This is a genomic window from Fundicoccus ignavus, from assembly GCF_009659375.1.
GTDB classification, from domain to species: Bacteria; Bacillota; Bacilli; order Lactobacillales; family Aerococcaceae; genus Fundicoccus; species Fundicoccus ignavus.
In genome coordinates this window covers 20780-44591 of record NZ_WJQT01000017.1, presented here as the reverse complement: position 1 = coordinate 44591, position 23812 = coordinate 20780, and the positions used below count along the sequence as shown (strand labels likewise).

The window sequence follows — 23812 nt, the reverse complement described above, 5'->3', positions numbered from 1 at the left end:
TATATGCAATCGAATAATATTTTATTGACAATATTTTTGTGAATAAGTCTATGAATAGGCCTATGCTGAAAGAAGAGTTCCTTCTAGAAGTGTAGGCCTTTTTGTGCGCAAAAATAGCAACACGAAAGGTTTCGCAAGCAGAAAGAGAGGCAAATGATTAGATGATATTAGCTTTATGGCAATATATTAAGAAAAATCCCGTCCAATATGTAATAGCGGGTGTATTAGCAATTATATCAAGTTTACTATATTTAATTCCGAATTATATTATTCAACTATTTGTTGATGGTATTGTGGAAAACAACCTGATTAAAGAAGATATGATGCGATATTTCATGATTTTTGGTATTACAATGATTTTTATTTACTTAACGGAGGCCACATGGGTTATTTTAACCTTTGGTCAATCGATGAAATATCAAACAGAATTAAGAACAAAGATGTTTCGTCATTTATTGACTTTAAGAGCTCCGTTTTTTGAAAGATTCCGATCAGGTGATCTGATGACGCGTATGACGACAGACATTGATATGATGGGGACTGCGATTGGCTATGGTTTTATGTTAGTCGTGGCAGACGGCTCATTATTAATTGGTGTCTTTCTAATAATGGTCACGACAATTTCTTGGCAAGCAACCTTATTGAGTATTATTCCTTTAGTAATTTTTGGTTTTATTATTTACCACTTAGGAATGGAATTAGATAAACGTTATGAAAACAGTCGTGATGAAGTTGCTAAGCTAAGTAACGAGGTATTAGAAGTAGTCGATGGTGTACGTGTGATGCGTGCATATGGTAAGAAACAATTAGAACAAAAAAGATTTCAAGAGAAAACACATAAAGTGATGGGGAAGGCGAACGAATTAGTTTGGATAAACGGTGCATTTCGCCAAGTTGCACATCTATTCTCAGGCTTGTCCATTGCAATCGGATTACTTTATGGGGGCTATCTTGTGGGGAAAACTCAAATGACAATCGGCGAATTAGTCACGTTTCAAATTTATTTAGGTTTCTTAAATGGAACGATTTGGGGAATGGCTGAACTAGTAGGAATTTATCAACAAGGAAAAGTTTCATATCGAAAAATAAACGAATTAGAAACTGCAGATGACCTAGTTGATAAACAAGGAATATTACCAATTGATCAAATTGAAGCGATTCAGTTTGACCAATATCAATTTACTTATCCTGAAGACAAACAAGCCGTACTTAAAGACATTAACTTCACCTTAAAAAGAGGTGAAACATTAGGAATTGTTGGTAAGACTGGGAGCGGAAAATCAACGTTAATTAAACAGTTATTAAGACAATATCCTAATGGACAGAAAGGGCAGCTATTAATGAACAACGTTGCCATCAGTCAATATGATATAAATGCGCTTGAAAAATTAATTGGCTATGTACCTCAGGAACATATTCTATTTTCTAAATCAGTAAAACATAATATTGAATTTGGTAACGCTGATGCGACGGAAGAAACATTCGCTCAGTCAATCCGAACAGCAGATTTTGAAAAAGATGTCTTGCGTATGAGCGAAGGATTAGATACTTTAATTGGCGAAAAAGGTGTCGCAATTTCTGGTGGTCAAAAACAAAGAGTTTCGATGGCACGAGCTATGATTCGTGAACCAGAGTTACTCATTCTGGATGATTCGCTGTCTGCAGTTGATGCGAAGACAGAACAGGCGATTATTGGCAATATTCAACAAATTCGCCACAATAAAACAACGATTATAGTGACGCACCGTTTATCGGCAGTTGCACATGCGGATAATATATTGGTGATTGAAGATGGTACAGTAGTCGAAGCCGGAACACCAGATCAGTTAATAAATAATAAAGGTTGGTATTACCAACAATATCAAAAACAACAGACGATGGAGGTGAACCATGAAAACATTTAATCGTTTATTAAGTTATGTAAAATATCGAAAATTTAGTTATTTAATCGGGATACTTTTATTATTAATATCGGCAGCCTTAACAATCTATGCACCAATTATTGGTAGCCGCCTAATTAACTATGTATCTCTTCAAACACAAGAAGCTGAAGTGATTGAGCTAAATATACTCGTTACATTTTTTGTTCAGTATTTAGGTTTGATTATACTAAGTGCGGTCATTGGATATGGAAGTTTTCTGATTTTAGCTTTTGCTTCGAACGATATCAGTCGTATTATTCGTAATGAGGTACATGAGCACATGCAAAATTTACCTATTTCATATTTCGACGATAAACCGGCAGCTAAAATATCAGCTAGAATTGTAAATGATACAGAGGTCTTACGAGAAAATTTTTATCAAAATTTTTCGACCCAAGTTTTATTACAAGTTGTACAAGTGGTTGGAACTTATGTAGCATTGATTTTAGTAAGTCGACCAGTTGGATTAACAATGTTAATCATGTTACCGATTTTTGTTCTTTGGCAATTAGGTTATATGAAAATGATTCAACCTTTAAACCACCGTTGGCGTGAGTCAGTGAGTGAAATGAATAGTCAAACAGCTGAAATCGTTCAAGGTGCTTCAATTGTTCAAATATTTCAGCGACAAGAATCAATGGCAGATGATTTTGAAAAAACAAATCAAGAATGGTTGGATTCAAGACGTAAAACGAACTATATTGATTCGACTTTAACCTGGAATTTATCAGGTTTTCTAAAAAATACTGTGACTTTATTGGTTATGGTGTATTTAGGAACATTGTTTACCGAAGGAATATTAGGTTATTCAATGGGAGTACTATTTATCTTAATTGATTATGTGAACCGAATCTTTGATCCAATCACAATGATAGTACGTCTGATGACTATGTTTCAACAAGCACTGGTTGCTGGACATCGCGTGTTTGAAATGATGGATACACCGATTGAAGAAGATAGTGAACGTGAATTAATTGTAAAAGCAGGACAAGTTAGTTTTAATAAGGTAAATTTTGGTTATAAAACGGGTCAGACTGTTTTAAAAGACATTAACTTTTCAGTCGCACAAGGAGAAACAGTTGGCTTAGTTGGACATACAGGATCTGGTAAAAGTTCGATTATCAACTTATTGTTTAGATTCTATGATCCGCAATCAGGCCAAATATTGTTAGATGGACAGAATATTAGGGAGTTTAATCGCGAGAGTGTTAGGGATGAAATGGGAATTGTTTTGCAGGAACCTTACTTATTTACTGGGACGATAGCGAGCAATATCAGTATGAATGATGCATCCATTACCGAAGAAATGATTCAAGATGCGATTAATAAGGTTGGAGCTCGCCCAATGATCGATAAATTAGAATTGGGTATTCATACACCGGTAGTTGAGAAAGGGCAATCTTTATCATCTGGTGAACGACAACTAATTTCCTTTGCGAGAACTTTAGCAAGCAATCCCAAGATATTAATTTTAGATGAAGCGACTTCTCATATTGATACTGAGACAGAAGAAGTGATTCAACATGCGATGAATGTTGTAAAGGAAGGGCGTACGACATTTATTATCGCTCACCGTCTTTCAACGATTCAAAACGCAGACCAGATTATTCTTCTGGATCAAGGTATGATTAAAGAACATGGTAATCATCAAGAGTTATTGAACTTAGAAGGTCAATACGCTGAGATGTTTCATATGCAAGCCAAGGCAGCGACTGTGTAAAAAAAATTAGAGTAGTATTACTTTAAATATAACTATATATAATAGAAGAAAAGCTCCATTGAATCGGTTTTTGATAACTGATTCAATGGAGCTTTTCTAAATTTACTTTACTCTGCTGCTTCTTCAGCAATTTCTGAAAAATGATGAGTTTGATTATAAGCAGACATTTGGAAATGCCCATCTTGATATTGAACAATTGAAACGGACGCATTATCCAATGCATCTTTTTTATCAAAGTCAGCGATTAAACCGTGTAACAAGTTTCGAATGGTCATGCCGTGGCATACAACTAGAATATTCTGATTGGTGCCGGCGTGTTTGTTTAACAATTGTAGTAAACCTGATTCGACACGATTCCAGAATTCAGCATAGTTTTCTGCATGTTTATAAGGGTCTAATTCTTTAACAGAATTCAAAGCTGCTTCAATTTGAAAATCATTACCTACTGGTAAACCGTGCTTCAGACGAACGTTTTCTTCAACATCTCGCCATACTTTATGAGCCTCTAAGCCTTCGAATGAACCGAAGTGGACTTCTCTAAATTCTTTCATAGGTGAAATCTTCAAGTGCTCCGCAAAATTATTCTCTTTTAGAATAATTTGTGCAGTTTCAATGGTGCGCATTAAGTCACTTGAATAAACCGCATCAAACTTAATATTTGCTAAACCCTTACCACTACGGTGAACATCAACAATACCGTTATCCGTTAAGGGTGCATTTGACCAACCTTGCATACGACCGTAAAGATTAAAGAATGTTTCACCATGACGCATGAAATAAAAAGTAACTCCTTTTGACATTTGAAAACCTCCCACAGTAATTTACACTTCTATTATAGCCTTTGTATGATAGCTTGTCTAAGTAAAGAGGAGTTTCTCAAATTTATTTTAAATCTGATGACCGAGAGTGCAATTTAGTGCAGATTATGTTAATCTGAAAGGGTTAGAAAAGTCCAGAAGGGGATGAAACAATGGAAGTTGAACAGCCAACGCTGCTAAATCGCTTATTGAAGACTTTTCAAGTGAATAAACAGCAATTGAAATTTACGACCTATGCCGCAGAATTATCATTCTATATTATTTGGGCAATTGTTCCTATTATGCTGGCACTTGCTAATGTGATTGCTATACTACCTTTGTCAGAACAGGATATCATTATAGCAATCGAGAAAGCTTTACCCAATGAGGTAGAAACCGCATTGATGCCATTGTTGAAGAGTTATCTTGGCAATACAAGTTCAGGAATATTCTCTTTGGGGTTGGTAATTTCATTATGGCCAGCTTCAAATGTATTTAATACATTACAAAGAGTACTCAATACAATATATAAAGCGGAACCTCGGAAAAATTTTTTTCTAGCACGCGGCTTTGCTTATGCCTTCACATTAGCTATTGTTTTACTAGTTGGTACATTATCTGTACTGCTAATTTTTGGCGAAACAATTCTTGAATTAATCCAGAACTTTTTTCAAGTTGAGCTCTTCTTTTGGAATAGTTTTGTCCAACAAGGTAGTATTATCGCTCTCCTGAGTCTCTTCTTATTGATGACGGTAATCTATCACTTTATCCCTAATATTAATTGGCAATTTAAGTATTCTTTACCAGGTGCCTTTTTCGCTATAGTTGGCTTTGGTTTAGTTTCTCAATTGTTTAATATATACTTGGGTTTTGCAAGCAATGTAGCGACCAGTAATAGTACAATTGGTGTTTTCATCGTTGTGATTATTTGGCTCTACTTTAATGCGATGGTATTGTGTATTGGTGCCTATCTAAATGTCTTTATTCATGATTTTAAAGAAATGAGTTATTGGCATTTGGTTGAGGAAACGACGAAATATCATTCATTTGCTTCATACAGTCCAAAATTTCGCCATAATAGCGGAATGATGCCTGGACTGAAGCACGAAATTATCAATAAATTACCAACATCAGGTGCTGTTACATCTGATAATGAAAGGAGTACGAGATCTCGATGACAAGTAGACATCAATCTCGAAGATTATCAAAATCGCAAGATTCGCGAGTTGATTATGGGATAATCTTAAATGTATTAATATTAGCAATCATAGGAATTGTAAGTGTTTATGCTACGACAACTGTGATTGAAGGGAGTAATATCACCCCAACCTTATTACATGCTTTATGGTATGCAGTGGGAGCACTGACGATTATTGTGGTCATTCAGTTCGATAGCGAACAGTATTGGAAATTGTCCACTTTCTTATACGGTGCTGGGATGCTGTTGCTAGTGTTGATTTTATTCTTCTATGACAGAGAAACAGCTGCATCAACTGGTGCGAAGAGTTGGTTTAGTATTGGACCATTTTCTTTCCAGCCTTCAGAGTTATTTAAGCCAGCCTTTATTGTGTTCTTAGCACGTGTTGTAACAGAACATAATAGTAAAGTCGTTCATCGTTCGGTGAAAACTGACTTGATATTACTCGGTAAAATTGCTTTAGTTTCTTTACCACCAGTTATTTTAATTCAGTTACAAAACGACTTAGGAACTAACTTGGTGGTCTTAAGTATTGTAGCTGGAACGGTACTAATGTCAGGCGTTTCATGGAAAATATTAGTGCCAGCTATTTCAGTCGTTGTTTTATTTGGAGGCGGGTTAATTGTTTTAGCAGCTTTTTATCCAGATATTCTATTAGATTCAGGTTTTTTCCATTCATACCAATTAGAACGTATCAATAGTTGGTTAAATCCATTTGGCGATACACAAGGAAATAGTTACCAACTAGCGCAAAGTATTATGGCAGTAGGTTCAGGTCAATTATCTGGTAAAGGATTCGGTGTTTCAGAGGTTTCTGTCCCTGTTCGCGAGTCGGATTTTATTTTCACGACAATCGCTGAAAACTTTGGTTTCTTAGGCGGATCGGTTTTACTGTTTATCTATTTCGTTTTAATTTATCAAATGGTTCAAACTTGTTTTGAAACTAAAAATGAGTTTTATACTTATATCGCAACGGGTGTTATTTCAATGATTCTTTTCCATATTGTGGAAAATATTGGGATGACAATTGGTTTATTACCAATCACTGGTATTCCATTGCCTTTCGTTTCTCAAGGGGGATCGGCTCTCTTAAGTAATATGATTGGGGTAGGACTTATCCTATCAATGCGCTATCACCACCGTAGCTATATGTTCTCAAATAACGATCAATTTAATTTTGACTAATCATTTTCCAAGCTGTTTACTGCTGAATTTTATTTTGTAGTAATTTACAGCTTGGTTTTTGTTTTTCTTACAAAGGTTGACGCTTATAATTGCTGAAGGTATAATGAAAAATAGCAAGAAGTTGTTAGTACAGTTTCTCGAAAACTGTTATATAAATAGAGAAGAGGGCTTGGTATGATTAAAATTGCGAATCAACTATGGATTGAAGCTGGAGAAGTTATCGATAACGAAGTAATTTATACAATAGGTTTAACACCAGATTTACAAGATGAAGCAGGCGAAATTAGCTATGCAAGTATTGCTGATTTAGGAGAAATAATTGAAGATGAGACGATTTTAAATTTGGAAGCATCAAAAGCAGCTATAGAGATACCAGCTCCATTCAATGCAGTAATTATTGAGCGTAATGAAGCAGCTGAAACCTCAACGAATTTATTAGATTCTGAATCTAAAACTGATAATTGGATTGTTAAAGTCAAATCAGTTGATTCGACGGTATTTGATCAGTTAGAGAATTTCAAAGCTTAACAAAATAAGACTCTATTTATTATCTTTTGATAATGAATAGAGTCTTTACTATATATTGTTGGCTATTTCGATTGATTAGCCGAACAATTCTGTGCGCGTTTAATTAAATCAGCAAATATCTCAAGGCTGGCATTATCATTTAAGAATGTTAGTTCAGGATGCCATTGAATGGCGATGATGCTTTGATCATCATCAACCAATTCGATTGCTTCGATTACATTATCAGGACTCCAGGCTGAAACGGTTAGTCCAGCGCCTAATTCTTTAATTGCTTGATGATGGACCGAGTTAACAAAACTATTATTAGGCATAATGTCAGCGATATGTGTACCAGCTTTAACTTTAATAGAATGTGTCGCAAATTCTGGTTGTGATTTTTGGACATGTTGTAGAGTTATTGAGTTATCTTCGGATAAATCCTGTAATAGACTACCGCCTAATACAACATTAATTAGTTGTAGACCACGACAAATCCCTAAGATAGGTTTCTTTTGGCGGATTGCTTCTTTAATTAGTGCTACTTCTCCGCGATCACGATCTGGTGAGGTTGGTCCGATTACTTGACGTGGCTCTTCGCCGTAAAGCATTGGTGACACATCTTGGCCACCAGTTAATAATAAACCATCGACCATTTGAATATATTCCTTAGCAAAAGCAGGGTCATTAATTGGAATAATAATAGGTACGCCACCAACTTTGCTGATAGCTGAAGAGAAACCGGTTGAAGAATAATTTATTTTAAAGGCTTCGAAATCATCGTTTGTTAAAGCTGAAGTGTTTCCAGTAATGCCTATGATACTTTTATTTTGCATAAAATGCTCCTTTCAAAAGAGTATGCTATATTATACCTTACAAAACTTTAAGGGCCAAACTTCTAAAAATATTGAAGGTTGCGTTTAGTAATTAATACCAAAATGAGTTATAATATTTCAATAGCGTAAGGAGTGATAAAGTGGATTATCAAAAAGCTTTGCAAAGTATTAGACAAGGAAAACTTAGTGCAGTTTATGGCATTATGGGGACTGAATTATTTTTACAACAAGAGTTGCTACAAACTTTAATGAGTCAGTTCGGTGAAGCGGATAATTTAGACATGACGAAGTTAGACATGGATGAACAGAGTCTAGATGCTGTATTAGATGAAGCTGAAATGTTTTCTTTCTTTTCAGATTACCGTTTAATCGTGGTGGAGAATGTTCAATTTTTGAATGCTAAGTCAAATCAAAAGCTTTCACCTAAAGAAGAAAAACGTTTATTGGATTATCTTAACAATCCTAACGAGGCGTCCGTATTAGTTTTTCTGATTCCATCTGAACAAATTGATAAACGTAAAAAATTGTCAAAAACTTTCCAGAAAACTACATGCTTTGTAGAAGTCAATCCGTTGAAAGAACAAGAAGTTTCACGCTATGTTCAAAGATTTATTGAGGGTGAACAACTCAATATGACGAAAGAAGCGATTAATGAATTGCTTATAAGAGTGAATTATCAATTAACAGAAGCGATGGGGGAAGTTGCGAAATTAAAAAGCTTCGCTTTAACTGGCCAGCCCATCACAATTGAGATTGTTCGTAGTTTAGTTCCTCGAACGCTAGAGTCTAATGTTTTTGAATTAACAGATGCTGTCATGAAAAAGCAAGTTGAGCGAGCAGTGCAAATTTATCAAGATCTTATTTTGATGAAGCATGAACCTATTGCTCTACATGCATTGATTGTGTCACAATTTCGTTTGATTATTCAAAGTAAAATATTGAATCAGCAAGGATTCTTAGAAGCTGATATTGCAAAAGAAGTAGGGGTTCATCCGTATCGTGTAAAATTAGCTTTACAATCTGGTAGACGATTGTCTTTGGCTAGTTTAAGTAAATTTTATGAAGAATTAATTGAAGTTGATTTTCAAATGAAGACCGGTATAGGGATAAAAGAAACACATTTTTATTTATTGCTAACGAAAATGGTGGCGATGTAGAATTTTTTTATAATATAAGGTTTTATAAATTTTATGTTGATTTATCAGACTTTGTACTGCGTTCAGCTTATTGTTATCCAAGGCAGAGGTCGCTTTCGAAGCCTCACTGACGTTCGTGCTTTTCCAGCTCAATCGGCTAGGCTCTGTCTACTTCGCTGTGCTCAGAGTCAGAGCAAGCGATTCTGTTAGTAACGTTGGATTGCCCTTTGTACCGCTATGGAAAACAATTCGCTGATCTACGTTAAGTTTGCCAACAAAAGTAAAGTGATATAATCAAGTTATACTGCTAAACAGAATTTAAAGTCCTCGGTTTCGTCCGAGGTTTTCCGATAATATTTTGTGAAAATAGGGGAGTGTTAAAATGAAAGAAAAAATTAGAATTGGTATTTGTGGCTATGGAAATTTAGGTCGTGGAGTGGAATATGCAGTGAAGCAACAGACTGATATGGAATTAGTCGCTGTTTTTTCAAGAAGAGACCCGGCGAGCGTTCAAACAGTAGCGCCAGACACACCCAAATTTTCAATTGATGAAATTGCTCGTTTCCAAGATAACATTGATGTGATGATTTTGTGTGGTGGATCGGCTACAGACTTGCCGAAACAAACGCCAATGTTAGCAGCCTACTTCAATACCATTGATAGTTTTGATACTCATGCTAGAATTCCCGAGCATTTTGATGCTGTTGATAAAGTTGCGCAAGCTTCAGAGCATGTGAGTATTATTTCAGTTGGTTGGGATCCAGGTTTGTTTTCAATCAACCGTGTTTTAGCTGAAGCGGTATTACCACAAGGTAGTACTTATACTTTCTGGGGTAAGGGTTTGAGTCAAGGACATTCAGATGCGATTCGTCGTCTAGAGGGCGTGAAGAACGGTGTTCAGTATACATTGCCAATCGAAGAAGCGGTTGAAAAAGTACGTCGTGGTGAGCAACCAGAATTAAGCACAAGTGAAAAACATCAAAGAGAATGTTTCGTTGTTTTGGAGGAAGGTGCCGATGCCTTAATAATTGAACAACAAATCAAAACGATGCCAGATTATTTCTCGGATTATGATACAACCGTTCATTTCATTAGTGAAGAAGAATTAAAAGAGAATCATTCTTCTATGCCGCATGGTGGTATGGTGATGCGAAGTGGTGTAACGGGTGAAGCAACTCAACAAAACTTTGAGTTTAATTTGAATTTAGGCTCAAATCCTGAATTTACTGGAAGCGTGCTCGTGGCATATGCAAGAGCAGCATATAAAATGAAGCTTAAAGGTGATAAAGGGGCAAAAACTGTTTTTGATGTGACGTTAAACGATTTATCACATCAAAGCTCTGAAGAATTACGTAAAAATTACTTGTAAAAAAATCTCAGACTAGCCCAGGCCATTAAATTCTGTTTAGCAGTTTTAACTTAATAATAAAAAACGTCGAAGTTACTCAATTACGAGTTGCTTCGACGTTTTTCTTATTGAAAATTATTTAGCTAATAATGCGCTTAAACGTGATTTGTCACGAGCAGCTTTGTTCTTATGAATAAGACCTTTGTTTGCTGTGCTATCAATTTCTTTAACCGCTAATTTAAATAATTCTTGTGCGTTTCCTTCGCCAGTTTCTACTGCTTTACGGAAGTTTTTAATTGCTGTACGCATTCCAGCAACGTGAGCACGGTTTACTTCAGATTTGAATTCGTTTTGACGAATACGTTTTAAAGCTGATGCGTTGTTTGCCATGCTAGTCACCTCTTTCTTGTTTATTTGCTATTAAGTCCTCGACTTAGTCAACAAGGAACATTATACATGAAAACACCTATCAAGTGCAATATGAATTATCGATAATGGTAAAATATTTTCACAAAGCTTTCGATTGCCTTATTCTATGTAAGAATTGACGAAAATGTTATAATAAAAATAACGAATGCTACATCATTAGCATCGAGAAAGGATGGTTCGAATGGTGGATTTTAAAGTAGTATCCCCTTATCAACCAGGCGGAGATCAGCCAGAGGCGATTAAACAATTAGTAGCAGGTCTAAAAGCAAACAAGCGAGAACAAGTATTACTGGGAGCAACCGGTACAGGAAAAACCTTTACGGTTGCGAATGTTATAGAAGCTGTGAACAAGCCAACCTTAGTACTGGCTCATAATAAAACCCTGGCAGGGCAACTTTATAGTGAATTATTAGAGTTTTTTCCTGAAAACTCAGTTGAATATTTCGTCTCTTATTATGATTATTATCAACCCGAAGCTTATGTACCGGCTTCTGATGCCTATATAGAAAAAGAGGCGAGTGTTAATGATGAAATTGATAAGTTAAGACATTCTGCTTCTTCAGCTTTGCTTGAGAGACGTGATGTCATTGTTGTGGCTTCTGTTTCGTGTATATATGGATTGGTAAATCCCGAGAATTACCGCGAACATGTTTTATCCTTAAGACAGGGTCAAGAAATAAAGCGCGATGCCGTTTTAGCCCGCTTGATTGAAATGCAATTTGTTCGCAATGATATAGATTTTCAAAGAGGGACTTTTCGAGTAAGGGGTGATGTACTAGAAATTTTTATGGCATCCCGTGATAAAGAAGTGATTCGTGTAGAATTTTTTGGTGATGAGATTGACCGTATTAGAGTGGTTGATGTTCTAACAGGTGAAATTAAAAATGATGTTGAGCACTATCCTATTTATCCTGCGACTCACTTTGTGGCGAATGATGAACAAACATTATCCGCTGTGGAATCAATTCGTGCAGAGTTGGAAGAGCGTTTGGAAGTTTTAAGAAGCGAAAATAAATTATTGGAGGCACAACGCTTAGAACAAAGAACAAATTATGATATCGAAATGTTATTAGAAATGGGCTACTGTAATGGTATTGAGAACTATTCACGTCATATGGATGGACGTCAGCCAGGTGAAGCGCCGTATACTTTGTTAGATTTCTTTCCAGATGACTACTTAATCGTGGTCGATGAGTCGCATATGACGATGCCGCAGATACGTGGTATGTACAACGGTGACCGTGCTCGTAAAGAGATATTAGTAGATTACGGCTTTAGATTGCCAAGTGCAGTAGATAACCGCCCGTTGAAGTTAGAAGAGTTTGAAGAACGTGTGAATCAAATTATGTATATTTCGGCTACACCAGGACCTTATGAGTTGGAACATACAAATGGTGAGTTTGTTGAACAGATTATTCGACCAACAGGCTTGCTAGATCCAATTGTGGAAGTTCGACCAATTGAAGGACAAATTGATGACTTGGTACAAGAAATTAATAAGCGTACTGAACTTAATGAAAGAGTCTTTATCACTACGTTAACTAAGAAAATGTCAGAAGATTTAACCGATTACTTGAAGGAACTTGATATAAAAGTGAAATATCTTCATAGTGATATTAAAACGCTGGAGAGAACTGAAATCATTCGTGATTTACGTTTAGGTATTTTTGATGTTTTAGTTGGTATTAACCTATTAAGAGAAGGCTTGGACGTTCCGGAGGTATCTTTAGTTGCAATATTAGATGCTGATAAAGAAGGTTTCTTAAGAAGTGAGCGATCATTAGTGCAAACGATTGGACGGGCAGCCCGTAATGAAAATGGTCGTGTTATTATGTATGCTAATAAAATCACTAAATCCATGGATTATGCCTTAGAAGAAACTGAGCGTCGTCGTTCAATTCAAATGGCTTACAATGAAGAACATGGAATTATCCCTAAGACGATTAAGAAAGATGTTCGAGATTTGATTCGTATTAGTCATGATGTAGAAAGTGAAGAGAGAGAAGAGAATATCTTAAAACAATTTAAAGCTTTATCTCGTTTACAACGTGAAGAAGAATTAGAACGCTTGACGTTAGAGATGAAACAACATGCGAAGGATTTAAACTTTGAAGCAGCCGCAGATTTACGTGATATCATTATGGAACTTAAAGCGACATTTAAATAAACTAGCGCTATTAATGCATCAGTATTGAGATATTCTATGGATAAAAGTGTAGTGATGAATATTGATGCATTTTTATGAAATGGACTTCCTGTTTAAAGAATTATTAACCTTCACTAATCAAGTTGTTTACATTATAATTAGAAATCATGTACACATTTAGAGTGGAAAAGAAAGGTGAGGGACATGCGCAAAACGCAACGTATTCCTAGTTTTGACGGTTTAAAGGGAATCGCCATCATTTCAATAGTTGCCTATCATTTATTTCCTGCAGTCATACCAGGTGGTTTCTTACTGGTTAATACATTTTTAGTGGTTTCAGGTTATTTTTTTGCTAGGAAAATGGAACAAATTCCAGAAATAAATTATCGGATTAATTGGCCAGCAATTGGTCATTATTTGAAAAAAACTGTAGAAAGATTATTCATTCCGGTTTTCTGGTTGATTCTCCTAATTGTTGTGGGCTTAGTAATTGCTTATCCACAAGAACTTAAACATATCAGGGGAGATATATTCTCGGGTTTGTTTTTTTATAATAACTTTTTTCAAATATCAGCTGAACGCTCTTATTTTGTCCAGATGACGAATGCTTCGCCTTTTACTCATCTTTGGTATAATGCACTTTATTTGCAATCGTTTATTGTGTGTATTCCTTTGGTGCTTTTAACGCGCCGTTTAAATTTTTCCGTGACTTCAAAAGCAATTTTTTGGTTAATGATTGTATTATTTAGTCATGTAATGGTTTGGTATTTATATGCTCCGGGTGAAGATCCATCAAGAGTATACTATGGACTTGAAACAAGAATATCTTCTTTTGCGATTGGTATTGCGACGGCTTATTTGCTACCAAATATACTGAGATTGATATCAGTAATAAAAGAAAAACGTGTCTTTTATAATATTATCGGCATGATTACTGTGATTGATATGATATTTTTGGTATTAATTACGCAAGATCAAGTAGATATTACGTATCATTTATGGTTACCTGTGTTTAATATCTTGAGTATGATTTTAGTATTCTTAATTAGTGTCAGAGCTCAAAGTGTTACACTGTGGCTTTCGTTGCCTCCTTTAACCTATGTGGGTAAACGATCATATTCCTATTATTTATGGTATTACCCAGTCATCGTATTTATGATGAGTCAATTTCGTTTCTTTAACGGAAATATGTTATTAATTAACATACTATCTGTTGTTTTATTAGGAATTATTGGAGAGATTTTCTATCAATTAATTGAACGTCAAAGGCTATATCTATGGTTTGGCTCTAGCTTTAATTTTAAAGCGGACTATGAAGCCTTGATAAATGCACTTCAACAGGTGTTCGAGTATAAAAAACAATTTATATCGTGGATTTTATACTTAACTTTATTAGTGTTGTTTGTCTTTGGGTTAATTCAAGCAGATGATAATATTCGCTTAACGCAGTTTCAATTAGAATATCAGGCATTTCAGACGAGTGCGAATATTCAAGCAGAACCTCATCCGCTTGAAAGGGGAATAACCAAGAACAAAGAGTACTTATTGAAAATCGACCAAGTATTGGATACACACTTCCTTACAGAAAGACAGATTCGTGATTTTCATGATGAGCTCATGAAAAGTACTATGGATGCACAACAAGTAAGTGCCGAAGCTCAGCGCATCTATGCTGAAAACCAAGCGGTTTTTGACCAAGTTGAAATGACCAATCCGTTAACATATGAATTATTAGATCCTGAGGTGCTTTTGTTTGCAACTGAAGTACCCGTTACACTTTTCGGTGACTCTTTAGTCTATATAAGTGGTCCACAAGCTATGTCGGTCTTTTTAAATGGTAATCACTATGGCCAAGGCAGTCTACAAATTTGGGATGCGGTTTCGATTTTGGATAGTTTAGTATACGATGGGTTTGTTAAAGAAAACTTAGTTGTAGTACTTGGAACGAATGCCGGTTTAGATGAAGAAGGAATGGATCAATTGATTTCAGTAGCAGGTGATCGTAAGATTTTCTTTGTTAATACTAATTCACGTGTGATGCATATCGACCAAGTGAATAAAATGATTAAGCAATATGCGGAAGAATACGACAATGTTTACGAGATTGACTGGTACACGGCTCAACAAGGGCATCCAGAATGGTACGATGGTGATGATATTCATCATAGTCCGGAAGTGGGACGTGCGAATTTTAATGCATTAGTTGCTGAGAGATTATATGAGGTACTCGTAACAGAAAGTCCAGATTAATATTATTTATATTAATTTAAGAATTTTTAGTTGCTTTTTATCTGTATATACTGTAAATTAGTTGAGTGTGATAATCACACTGACCCGTGCTCAGTTTTACGAATCACCAACGTAATACTTAGCGTGAGGCATACTAAATAGAAAGAGGTGGAATGAGATGGCAATATCAAAAGAACGCAAGAATGAAATTATCAAAGAGTACGCAACTCACGAAGGAGATACTGGTTCTCCAGAAGTGCAAATCGCCGTATTAACAGCAGATATTAACTCTTTAAACGGACATATTCGTACGCATAAAAAAGATTTTCATTCATACCGTGGCTTAATGAAAAAAATTGGTCACCGTCGTAACTTATTAGCTTACTTACGTAAGAAGGATGTTCAACGTTACCGTGAACTAATCCAACGTTTAGGTTTACGTCGTTAATTCAATCAATTAAGGATGGCCTAACAGCCATCCTTTTTATATAGGTTAAAATGATATCGGATGCATTCTACTATTCAAGTATGAGTTAATTGTCGTGCTAGAATTAATTGATATTTGTATAGTAGTGCAAGAAACTCCGAGGTCAAAGAAGAATATATTTTAGAGGAGAGAAATCATGTCAGAAAAAAAAGTATTTAGTACTACGCTTGGCGGCCGTCCGCTGTCTGTAGAAGTCGGTCAATTAGCTAAGCAAGCTAATGGTTCGGTATTAGTTCGTTATGGTGATTCAGTTGTTTTATCAGCTGCAGTTGCTTCAAAACGTCCATCAATGGGAGACTTTTTCCCATTAACTGTTCACTACATTGAAAAAATGTATGCAGTTGGTAAAGTACCAGGAGGCTTCCTTAAACGTGAAGGACGTCCATCAGACAACGCTACTTTAACTAGCCGTCTAATTGACCGTCCAATTCGCCCGATGTTCCCAGAAGGTGTGCGTACTGAAATTCAAATTACAAATACTGTATTGTCAGTAGATCAAGATTGTACGCCAGAAATGGCAGCAATGTTAGGCGCTTCATTAGCGCTAGCTATTTCAGATATTCCATTTGATGGACCAATTGCAGGTGTTAACGTAGGACGCGTAAATGGTGAGTTAGTGATTAACCCAACTGTTGCACAAGCAGAAGTAACTGATATTGAATTAACAGTTGCAGGTACTGATACTGCAATCAACATGGTGGAAAGTAGTGCTAAAGAAGTTGGCGAAGCCGACATGTTAGAAGCGTTACTATTTGGTCATGAAGCGATAAAAGAATTAGTTGCTTTCCAAAAAGAAATTGCAGCTGAAGTTGGTAAAGAGAAATTCGAATTTGATATTGCTGAAGTTCGTTCAGAAGTAACAGAACCATTAAATACTTTATTTAAAGATCAAATGGTTCAAGCGATTCAAACTGAAGAGAAAAAAGCAAGAGAAGAAGCAGTCGCTAATGTAATGGAAGCCGCTAAAGTTTATTTTGCAGAGAAATTTGCAGATGAAGTAGACTTCGATGCGTTAATGAAAGATGTTAATACAGCTTTACATGACTTAGAAAAAGATGAAGTACGTCGTTTAATTACACACGAACGTGTAAGACCAGATGGTCGTAAAATTGACGAAATTCGTCCTTTAGCTTCAGAGATTGCTTTATTACCGCGTGTTCACGGTTCTGGTTTATTCACACGTGGACAAACTCAAGCTTTAACTGCAGCAACATTAGCACCTTTAGGTGAACATCAAATTATTGATGGTTTAGGAACGGAAGAAGCTAAACGTTTTATTCATCACTATAACTTCCCTAACTTCTCTGTCGGTGAAACAGGACGTGTAGGTAGTCCTGGTCGTCGTGAAATCGGACATGGTGCTTTAGGGGAACGTGCGTTATTACAAGTAATTCCATCAGCTGAAGAATTTCCTTATACAATTCGTCTAGTTTCTGAAGTATTAGAATCTAACGGATCTTCATCACAAGCAAGTATTTGTGCTGGAACATTAGCTTTAATGGATGCGGGTGTGCCAATTAAAGCTCCAGTTGCTGGTATTGCAATGGGCTTAGTAATGGATGGTGAAAATTATACTGTTCTTACTGATATTCAAGGTTTAGAAGATCACTTAGGAGACATGGACTTTAAAGTAGCCGGTACATCTGAAGGTATCACCGCTTTACAAATGGATATTAAAATCCAAGGTATTACGAAGGAAATTCTTGAAGAAGCTTTAACGCAAGCACGTGCAGCTCGCTTAGAAATTTTAGATGAATTAACAAGCACAATTGCGTCACCACGTCCTGAATTAAGTCCATATGCACCTAAAATTGACTTAATTACGATTAACCCAGACAAAATTAAAGTGGTTATCGGTAAAGGTGGCGAAACAATCAATTCGATTATTGATGCGACAGGCGTTAAGATTGATATCGATCAAAGTGGTACAGTAAGTATTGCGTCTGCTGACCAAGATATGATTAACAAAGCAAAAGAAATGATTGAATTATTAGTTAAAGAAGTAAAAGTAGGCGAAGTTTATGAAGGTACTGTAAAACGTATCGAAAAATTTGGAGCATTCGTTGAAGTATTACCTGGTAAAGATGGTTTAGTGCATATTTCTGAATTAGAGCACCACCGTGTAAATCAAGTTGAGGATGTTTTATCATTAGGTCAAAAAATTCAAGTTAAAGTTATTGAAATTGACGATCGTGGACGCGTGAACTTATCACGTAAGGTTTTATTAGAAAAATAAAATAAGTACAAACATTAAAGTAAATGGTCAGCTTAGCTAACCATTTACTTTTTTCATTTATATGGAAGTATGCTATAATATTCGAGAACATGAAGAGTGACATGTAACGTAATATTTATTAAATTGAATGCAATTTTCTCAATAATGAACTAGTAAAATTGTATGACTTTTATCAAACACATGTAATGAAAAATGTAATAAGAATAATGAGGTGTAAAATGAGTAAAATAAAAATAATTCCTTTGGGTGGCGTCCGTGAGGAAGGTAAGAATATTTATGTAGTAGAAATCAACAATTCAATCTTTGTATTAGATTGTGGTTTGGTTTATCCGGAAGATGAATTATTAGGAATTGATGCAGTTATTCCAGATTTCAGTTATTTAGAGGAAAACGCTGATCGAATTGTTGGTATTTTCTTGACGCATGGTCACGCTGATGCAATGGGAGCTTTGCCTTATCTATTAGGTACAATTGATGCGCCAGTATTCGGTACAGAATTAACGATTGAATTAGCGAGTATTTCAGCTAAAGCACAAGGCTTGGAGGATCGTTTAGAAAACTTCTTCAAGATTGATGATGACACTGAAATTGAATTTGACGATGCAACTATTAGCTTCTTTAGAACGACACATACAATTCCAGATTCAGTCGGAATCGTTGTGAGTACTGAAGACGGCTCCATCGTTTATACAGGTGATTTTAAATTTGATGCGAGTGCATCACCACTTTATAAAACGACTTTCGGTCGTTTAACTGACATTGGTGAATCAGGCGTATTAGCTCTGTTAAGTGATTCAGCTGAAGCGGAGAGTGCTGTTGAAAACGTAAGTGATCGTGTTGTTGCAGAAGATATCACTGAAACATTCCGTAACGCAGAAGGTCGTGTTATTGTAGCAAGTATTGGTAGCAATATTGCACGTATTCAGCAAGTGCTAGATGCAGCTTACCAATCAAAAAGAACTATTTTCATGCCAGGATCAAATATGTATGAAATAGTAGACGTTGCGATTAAATTAGATAAAATTGAAATTCCAAGTGTTAAAGTATTTGGTCAAATTTCAGATTTGGATAAAACTCCAGATAATAAAGTTGTCATCTTAGAAACTGGTGGTACTGGCGAACCGATTAAAACATTACAATTAATGGCTCAGGATCGTCATCCAGAAGTAAATATTAAAGAAGGCGACCTAGTCTATTTAGCGACAACTCCATCGATTACAATGGAAACTGTTTTAGCTAAAACACAAGATATGATCTATCGTGCAGGTGCAAGTGTTAAAGCTGTGACTGACAACTTCAAAACATCAGGACATGGTGGACCTAATGACCTGAAAATGATGATTAACTACATGAATCCTCAATATTTAGTTCCAATCAATGGAGAATTTAGAATGTTATCCGCTCATGCTAAATTAGCGAATCAACTGGGTATTGACGATAATCGCATATTTATTCCAGCACTAGGTGATGTGATTGAGTTTAGTAAAGGTAAAGCTTCAATGACAGGGCAAGTACCCGCTGGTAATGTATTGGTTGATGGTATCGGTGTGGGTGATATTGGAAATGTTGTTTTAAGAGACCGACGCATCTTAAGTGAAGATGGAATATTTGTTGTTGTAGCAACAATTTCTCGTCGTCTAAAACGTATTTTAGTTGGACCACAAATTACGTCACGTGGATTTGTTTATATGAAAACAAGTACTGATTTAATTGAGGCTTGTTCTGATATGACGCTTGATGTTTTAGAAGAACATATTGTGCGTGAAGACTTTGATTGGAGCGAATTGAAGGGGGATTTACGTGAAAGATTAGGTAAATTCTTATTCAAAGAGACAAAACGTCGTCCAGTAATTTTACCAATCATTATGGAAGCGTCAAATTATCAACCACAAAACGACAAAGAATAGGGAGAGTTGAGATGAATAAACGTTCAATTCGTTTAGTATTTGACATGATATTAGCAATTGCTATAAGTGTTTCTGTGCATCAATTATTTGAGTTTATCTTTAATGGCTTTACTAATTTGCATTTTAGTTTAGTGTTAGTACCATTAATTTGGTTGGCTTTACGCTATGGTGCGTCTACTGCAGTCTTAGCGGCAGCTATGACAGGTTTAATCAACGGCTTAATTGATTTCCACTTTAGTGAATGGGTTAATATTATACTTTATGAAATTTTACCTTTATTATCGAGTGGACTAGCAGGATTATTCGCGAAGTACACACAGAAAACGCTCAATAATCGTCGCCTAAAATCAACTTATTTAAATATTTCAACTGCAAGTATTCTGGTTACTTTAACTTATTTCGCTTTGAAATTCTTTATCGTTCCAATGGGGACTGGTAATTTGACAGAATTAAGTATTAGTAAACTAGAATTTTGGGCAAGTTTTGCATTAATGGCGGTAGCCGCTGCTGTCTTACTTTGTACTGCAGCTAAAGCGATGCCTCGTTGGATTATTCCGGCTCGTACTAAATATTTAACGCGTAAAGAAACGTCATCTTTATTAAATGATTAAGCAAAAAAACATCTTATTCAAAAAGGAATAAGATGTTTTTTTATACACTCAAACGGGGATTAAAGTTTAAGTATGAATGTCGAAGCTTACTCAGCGATGTTGGCAGACACCGTGAGAATTTGCTCTAAATCTAGTATTAAGCTTCGATTTTGATTTAGCTCTTTTAAAACAATTCTACGATCCGGTAGTACAGTTGACTGAACGGTCACAAGAATTGTTGCTTGATGAATTTTATTCATTTTATCATAAAACTCATAAGTAACCCAAATAGGCTGCGTCGTAACGTAATGGTCATGCAAAGCGGTCTCAACTAAATACAAGGGCATGATAAAACTATTTTCTTGAATATGAGGTGTTTCTCTTAGAAAGGGCGAAAAAATTGACTCAGTATATTGTTGTAATTGCTTTAAAAGTTTAATGTTTTGATTAAACGAAATTGGTAATTCCATCAGAAATCCTCCTGTTTTGTGATTTATTGTCTGTTAAATTTAAATTTAATAAAAATTATTTAGATTGTGATTAATTAACATTGTTAACAATTAGTTAATAAATATGTCATATAATTATTTTTGTTCGCAATTGTTGATAGCATCATTTTATAATCGGATACAACGAACGTTTGTTTGTATATTCATTATACGAACGGTTGTTCTTTTTGTCAATGGATAATTTCAATCAATGTGAAAAATGTTATGAAACCGAAAACGTTTACTGTATAAAAAAAGACAGAAAACCTGAAAAAGCACTTGGATTTTGCTATAATTGGAATGTACAAAAAAATTAGTCGATGCATGGGAGGTGTTTTAATGGCTAAAACAACTTTGCAAGTCATTCAATCAATTGAGGATGAAGCGAGAAAAATCAAAAAGATCTATGACGAAAAAATAGAAGCTTCAAGAAAAGAGATTGAAGCTAAATTAGCGGAAGATGAAGTGATCTTCGATCACGAAACCGAGGTTCGTATATCAGAATTAAAAGAGAAGCAAACTGAAGAATTAAATAATGCTGAAGAGATATTAACTCATTCGATTGAAACGAATAACATTAAACGCGAACAAGCTTTAAAAGAGCGAAAAGATGAACTTGTTCGACAAATTGTTCAAGAGGTGGTGAATAGATATGGCGATTAGTTTAATGAATAAAGTAAATTTGCTAGCTCCAGAGAACGAATTAGATAATGTTTTGAAAGTAGTTCAAGAGTTACAGCAAATTCAAATCATTAATTTAAATGAAATAAAAGAATGGCAGAGTGTTAATAAAGAGACAAAAGAATTAATTGAAGATTATGATCAGACGGATGCAAAACCATTAACTGATAACGAACTTCTACAAGAATTAACCAAAAGACGTCAAAGAATTGAAAGAGCTATTTTTCAAATTGAAGAATATGTATCACAACCGTCTTTTTTTGAAAAATTAAAGCAAGTAAAACCTTCGGTTTCATTTGATGAAGTTGAACAAAGCGGGGCAACCTTCGATGAATACCATATAGTGGATCGGGTAAATCATTTAACCGAGACATACAACGATTTAGCAGATAAGATTGAATCGACAAAAGAGCAACTAGAGGATTTAAGAAAATGGAAACCTCTGACAGTTACACCAAATGAACTAAATAAATTTCAATATGTTCGAGCTCTAGTGGGAACTGTTCCAAGCACCAATGAAGATCAATTTATTAAATATGTTCGAGAAAATGTTGATTTAGAACATGAAACTGTGTTTATTGATGAACATGATTATGGCGTTATTATCTTTTTAAAAGATTTTGAAAGTAAAGAAATTATTCAGGATTTAAAAGATTATCAATTTACATCGTTCGAATATACCTCAAATAAATTACCAGCAGATAAAATTATAGAGATGGAAGCAACCATCAAACAATACAGTCAAGAACGTGCTGATATTCTAAATGAATTAAAAAATTCCCATAGCTTATTAGCTGAATTGAAACTTCAGTATGAGTATGTTGCTAACTTGAGTTTGCGAGAACAAGCGAAATTGCATATTGCTAGAACGCAACATTTGATTTCAATTCAAGGTTGGATCGAAGTTGATAATACGCAAGCTTTTTTAGCCCTTGTTAAGAAGAATTTCGAAGAGTCCGTTATTGTTAAAGTTTCAGAAGTATCGGAACAAGATTTAGACCATGTTCCAACTAAACTTAAAAATAATGGTATTGTTGAACCATTTGAAATGTTAACCACAATGTATGGATTACCTAATTATCGTGAAGTAGACCCAACACCACTTGTTATGCCTTTCTTCTTCGTCTTTTTCGGTATGATGATTGCTGACTTGGGATATGGATTGTTACTTATGTTATTATCTGCAATTCCTTTGAAACTCTTAAAGTTAGATAAATCTAAGAAAAATACAGTCAAGTTAGTCCATATTCTCTCATGGTCAATTATTGGATGGGGCTTAGTGTATGGCTCATTCTTTGGATTTACTTTACCATTCCAATTAATCGATATTAATAATGATATTACGGTTGTAATGATTATTTCTATTGGAATTGGTTTGGTTCACTTATTAATCGCTTTTGGTTTGAATGTCTATTTGAAAGCGAAAGATAAGAAATACGCACTTGCTTATACTGAGGGCTTGGCTTGGATGATAATTATTCTCGGCCTGTTGATGTTAGTCATTGGCATGTTTTTCCCAGCATTTTCTGTTTTATCAACAGTAGGTGGTTGGGTAGCCGCTTTAAGTTTGATTGGAATCTTTGTCGGAAATGTCATCGAAGCTGGAAGTATTTCTGGTTTAGGTGGTGGACTTTTAGGTTTGATTAATGGAGTGAGTTACTTTGGTGACGTGATTAGTTATTCTCGTTTAATGGCTTTAGGTTTATCTGGAGTGAGTATTGCAGCAGCCTTTAATATGATTGTGGCATATCTTCCGCCAGTAGGTCGTTTTACAATCGGGATACTGATTTTTGCTGCGTTACATTTCTTTAACTTATTCTTATCGATGTTAACTGCAGCGGTACATAGTTTGCGTTTAATTTTTGTAGAGTTTTTCGGTAAATTCTATACCGGGAACGGTCAACCATTTAAACCTTTAAAAACAGAAGAAAAATATATAAATTTATCAGAAAATAATGGTACGGAGGAGTAAT

General features: G+C 35.3%; 19 protein-coding genes. 15 read left to right on the top strand and 4 right to left on the bottom strand.

Translation table 11 applies throughout. The features are described from left to right. The first annotated feature begins 161 nt into the window (after positions 1-161). Both GF867_RS10470 and GF867_RS10465 read left to right on the top strand, forming a co-directional pair. Positions 162-1904: an ABC transporter ATP-binding protein gene (locus GF867_RS10470; RefSeq protein WP_153833057.1), complete on the top strand. Its 1743-nt coding sequence runs from the start codon at positions 162-164 to the stop codon at positions 1902-1904. Then, positions 1891-3642 carry an ABC transporter ATP-binding protein gene (locus GF867_RS10465; protein ID WP_153833056.1) on the top strand — a complete coding sequence of 584 codons (1752 nt, stop codon included), beginning with the start codon at positions 1891-1893 and terminating at the stop codon, positions 3640-3642. The genes GF867_RS10470 and GF867_RS10465 overlap by 14 nt, the downstream gene beginning before the upstream one ends. A gap of 107 nt (positions 3643-3749) precedes the next feature. Here GF867_RS10465 and GF867_RS10460 read toward each other — a convergent pair whose 3' ends face one another. Continuing rightward, a complete protein-coding gene (locus tag GF867_RS10460) occupies positions 3750-4442 on the bottom strand; it encodes a histidine phosphatase family protein (RefSeq protein ID WP_153833055.1) in 693 nt (230 codons plus the stop codon). 170 nt (positions 4443-4612) lie between these two features. Between GF867_RS10460 and GF867_RS10455 the strand changes: the two genes are divergently transcribed. From GF867_RS10455 to GF867_RS10445, 3 genes are all read left to right on the top strand, one after another. Then, entirely contained in the window at positions 4613-5617 is a 1005-nt protein-coding gene (locus GF867_RS10455; protein ID WP_153833054.1) for a YihY/virulence factor BrkB family protein, read from the top strand. After that, positions 5614-6822: an FtsW/RodA/SpoVE family cell cycle protein gene (locus GF867_RS10450; RefSeq protein ID WP_153833053.1), complete on the top strand. Its 1209-nt coding sequence runs from the start codon at positions 5614-5616 to the stop codon at positions 6820-6822. Before GF867_RS10455 ends, GF867_RS10450 begins: the two co-directional genes overlap by 4 nt. Positions 6823-6996: 174 nt before the next feature. Continuing rightward, entirely contained in the window at positions 6997-7350 is a 354-nt protein-coding gene (locus tag GF867_RS10445) for a glycine cleavage system H family protein (RefSeq protein WP_153833052.1), read from the top strand. Positions 7351-7412: 62 nt separating this feature from the next. Here GF867_RS10445 and GF867_RS10440 read toward each other — a convergent pair whose 3' ends face one another. Beyond that, positions 7413-8162 (bottom strand): gamma-glutamyl-gamma-aminobutyrate hydrolase family protein, encoded by a 750-nt coding sequence (locus GF867_RS10440; RefSeq protein ID WP_153833051.1) that lies wholly within the window; start codon positions 8160-8162, stop codon positions 7413-7415. A gap of 140 nt (positions 8163-8302) precedes the next feature. Between GF867_RS10440 and holA the strand changes: the two genes are divergently transcribed. Both holA and GF867_RS10430 read left to right on the top strand, forming a co-directional pair. After that, positions 8303-9319 carry a DNA polymerase III subunit delta gene (holA, locus tag GF867_RS10435; RefSeq protein WP_366927816.1) on the top strand — a complete coding sequence of 339 codons (1017 nt, stop codon included), beginning with the start codon at positions 8303-8305 and terminating at the stop codon, positions 9317-9319. Between the two features lie 361 nt (positions 9320-9680). Then, positions 9681-10667, top strand: a complete 987-nt coding sequence (locus GF867_RS10430; protein ID WP_153833050.1) for a diaminopimelate dehydrogenase — start codon at positions 9681-9683, stop codon at positions 10665-10667. Between the two features lie 114 nt (positions 10668-10781). Here GF867_RS10430 and rpsT read toward each other — a convergent pair whose 3' ends face one another. Next, positions 10782-11036: a 30S ribosomal protein S20 gene (gene rpsT / locus GF867_RS10425; RefSeq protein ID WP_153833049.1), complete on the bottom strand. Its 255-nt coding sequence runs from the start codon at positions 11034-11036 to the stop codon at positions 10782-10784. A 220-nt stretch (positions 11037-11256) separates the two neighbouring features. On the opposite strand from rpsT, the gene uvrB reads away from it, so the two are divergent. The 6 genes from uvrB (at position 11257) to GF867_RS10395 (ending at position 20691) form a co-directional block, all read left to right on the top strand. Beyond that, on the top strand, positions 11257-13242 hold the full coding sequence (gene uvrB / locus GF867_RS10420) for an excinuclease ABC subunit UvrB (RefSeq protein ID WP_153833048.1): 1986 nt from the start codon (positions 11257-11259) through the stop codon (positions 13240-13242). Between the two features lie 183 nt (positions 13243-13425). Further along, complete coding sequence (locus tag GF867_RS10415) at positions 13426-15471, top strand: acyltransferase family protein (RefSeq protein ID WP_153833047.1); 2046 nt, start codon at positions 13426-13428, stop codon at positions 15469-15471. A gap of 157 nt (positions 15472-15628) precedes the next feature. Next, positions 15629-15898 carry a 30S ribosomal protein S15 gene (gene rpsO / locus GF867_RS10410; protein ID WP_153833046.1) on the top strand — a complete coding sequence of 90 codons (270 nt, stop codon included), beginning with the start codon at positions 15629-15631 and terminating at the stop codon, positions 15896-15898. Between the two features lie 175 nt (positions 15899-16073). Beyond that, a complete protein-coding gene (gene pnp, locus GF867_RS10405; RefSeq protein WP_153833045.1) occupies positions 16074-18173 on the top strand; it encodes a polyribonucleotide nucleotidyltransferase in 2100 nt (699 codons plus the stop codon). A 218-nt stretch (positions 18174-18391) separates the two neighbouring features. Next, positions 18392-20080 carry a ribonuclease J gene (locus GF867_RS10400; protein ID WP_153833044.1) on the top strand — a complete coding sequence of 563 codons (1689 nt, stop codon included), beginning with the start codon at positions 18392-18394 and terminating at the stop codon, positions 20078-20080. 11 nt (positions 20081-20091) lie between these two features. Next, entirely contained in the window at positions 20092-20691 is a 600-nt protein-coding gene (locus GF867_RS10395; RefSeq protein WP_153833043.1) for an energy-coupled thiamine transporter ThiT, read from the top strand. A gap of 86 nt (positions 20692-20777) precedes the next feature. On the opposite strand, the gene GF867_RS10390 is transcribed toward GF867_RS10395, so the two are convergent. After that, positions 20778-21140: a hypothetical protein gene (locus GF867_RS10390; protein WP_153833042.1), complete on the bottom strand. Its 363-nt coding sequence runs from the start codon at positions 21138-21140 to the stop codon at positions 20778-20780. A gap of 357 nt (positions 21141-21497) precedes the next feature. Here GF867_RS10390 and GF867_RS10385 point away from each other — a divergent pair, with 357 nt between their 5' ends. Both GF867_RS10385 and GF867_RS10380 read left to right on the top strand, forming a co-directional pair. After that, a complete protein-coding gene (locus GF867_RS10385) occupies positions 21498-21821 on the top strand; it encodes a hypothetical protein (protein WP_153833041.1) in 324 nt (107 codons plus the stop codon). After that, positions 21811-23811 carry a V-type ATP synthase subunit I gene (locus tag GF867_RS10380; protein WP_153833040.1) on the top strand — a complete coding sequence of 667 codons (2001 nt, stop codon included), beginning with the start codon at positions 21811-21813 and terminating at the stop codon, positions 23809-23811. The genes GF867_RS10385 and GF867_RS10380 overlap by 11 nt, the downstream gene beginning before the upstream one ends. The last annotated feature ends 1 nt before the right edge of the window (position 23812 follow it).

Coding starts and splice junctions, on each gene's coding strand:
- GF867_RS10460 (WP_153833055.1), bottom strand. CDS start 4,442: ATGTCAAAAGGAGTTACTTTTTATTTCATGCGTCATGGTGAAACATTC.
- GF867_RS10395 (WP_153833043.1), top strand. CDS start 20,092: ATGAATAAACGTTCAATTCGTTTAGTATTTGACATGATATTAGCAATT.
- rpsO (WP_153833046.1), top strand. CDS start 15,629: ATGGCAATATCAAAAGAACGCAAGAATGAAATTATCAAAGAGTACGCA.
- GF867_RS10465 (WP_153833056.1), top strand. CDS start 1,891: ATGAAAACATTTAATCGTTTATTAAGTTATGTAAAATATCGAAAATTT.
- GF867_RS10445 (WP_153833052.1), top strand. CDS start 6,997: ATGATTAAAATTGCGAATCAACTATGGATTGAAGCTGGAGAAGTTATC.
- GF867_RS10385 (WP_153833041.1), top strand. CDS start 21,498: ATGGCTAAAACAACTTTGCAAGTCATTCAATCAATTGAGGATGAAGCG.
- GF867_RS10415 (WP_153833047.1), top strand. CDS start 13,426: ATGCGCAAAACGCAACGTATTCCTAGTTTTGACGGTTTAAAGGGAATC.
- GF867_RS10470 (WP_153833057.1), top strand. CDS start 162: ATGATATTAGCTTTATGGCAATATATTAAGAAAAATCCCGTCCAATAT.
- rpsT (WP_153833049.1), bottom strand. CDS start 11,036: ATGGCAAACAACGCATCAGCTTTAAAACGTATTCGTCAAAACGAATTC.
- GF867_RS10380 (WP_153833040.1), top strand. CDS start 21,811: ATGGCGATTAGTTTAATGAATAAAGTAAATTTGCTAGCTCCAGAGAAC.
- GF867_RS10440 (WP_153833051.1), bottom strand. CDS start 8,162: ATGCAAAATAAAAGTATCATAGGCATTACTGGAAACACTTCAGCTTTA.
- uvrB (WP_153833048.1), top strand. CDS start 11,257: ATGGTGGATTTTAAAGTAGTATCCCCTTATCAACCAGGCGGAGATCAG.
- pnp (WP_153833045.1), top strand. CDS start 16,074: ATGTCAGAAAAAAAAGTATTTAGTACTACGCTTGGCGGCCGTCCGCTG.
- GF867_RS10400 (WP_153833044.1), top strand. CDS start 18,392: ATGAGTAAAATAAAAATAATTCCTTTGGGTGGCGTCCGTGAGGAAGGT.
- GF867_RS10430 (WP_153833050.1), top strand. CDS start 9,681: ATGAAAGAAAAAATTAGAATTGGTATTTGTGGCTATGGAAATTTAGGT.
- GF867_RS10450 (WP_153833053.1), top strand. CDS start 5,614: ATGACAAGTAGACATCAATCTCGAAGATTATCAAAATCGCAAGATTCG.
- GF867_RS10390 (WP_153833042.1), bottom strand. CDS start 21,140: ATGGAATTACCAATTTCGTTTAATCAAAACATTAAACTTTTAAAGCAA.
- GF867_RS10455 (WP_153833054.1), top strand. CDS start 4,613: ATGGAAGTTGAACAGCCAACGCTGCTAAATCGCTTATTGAAGACTTTT.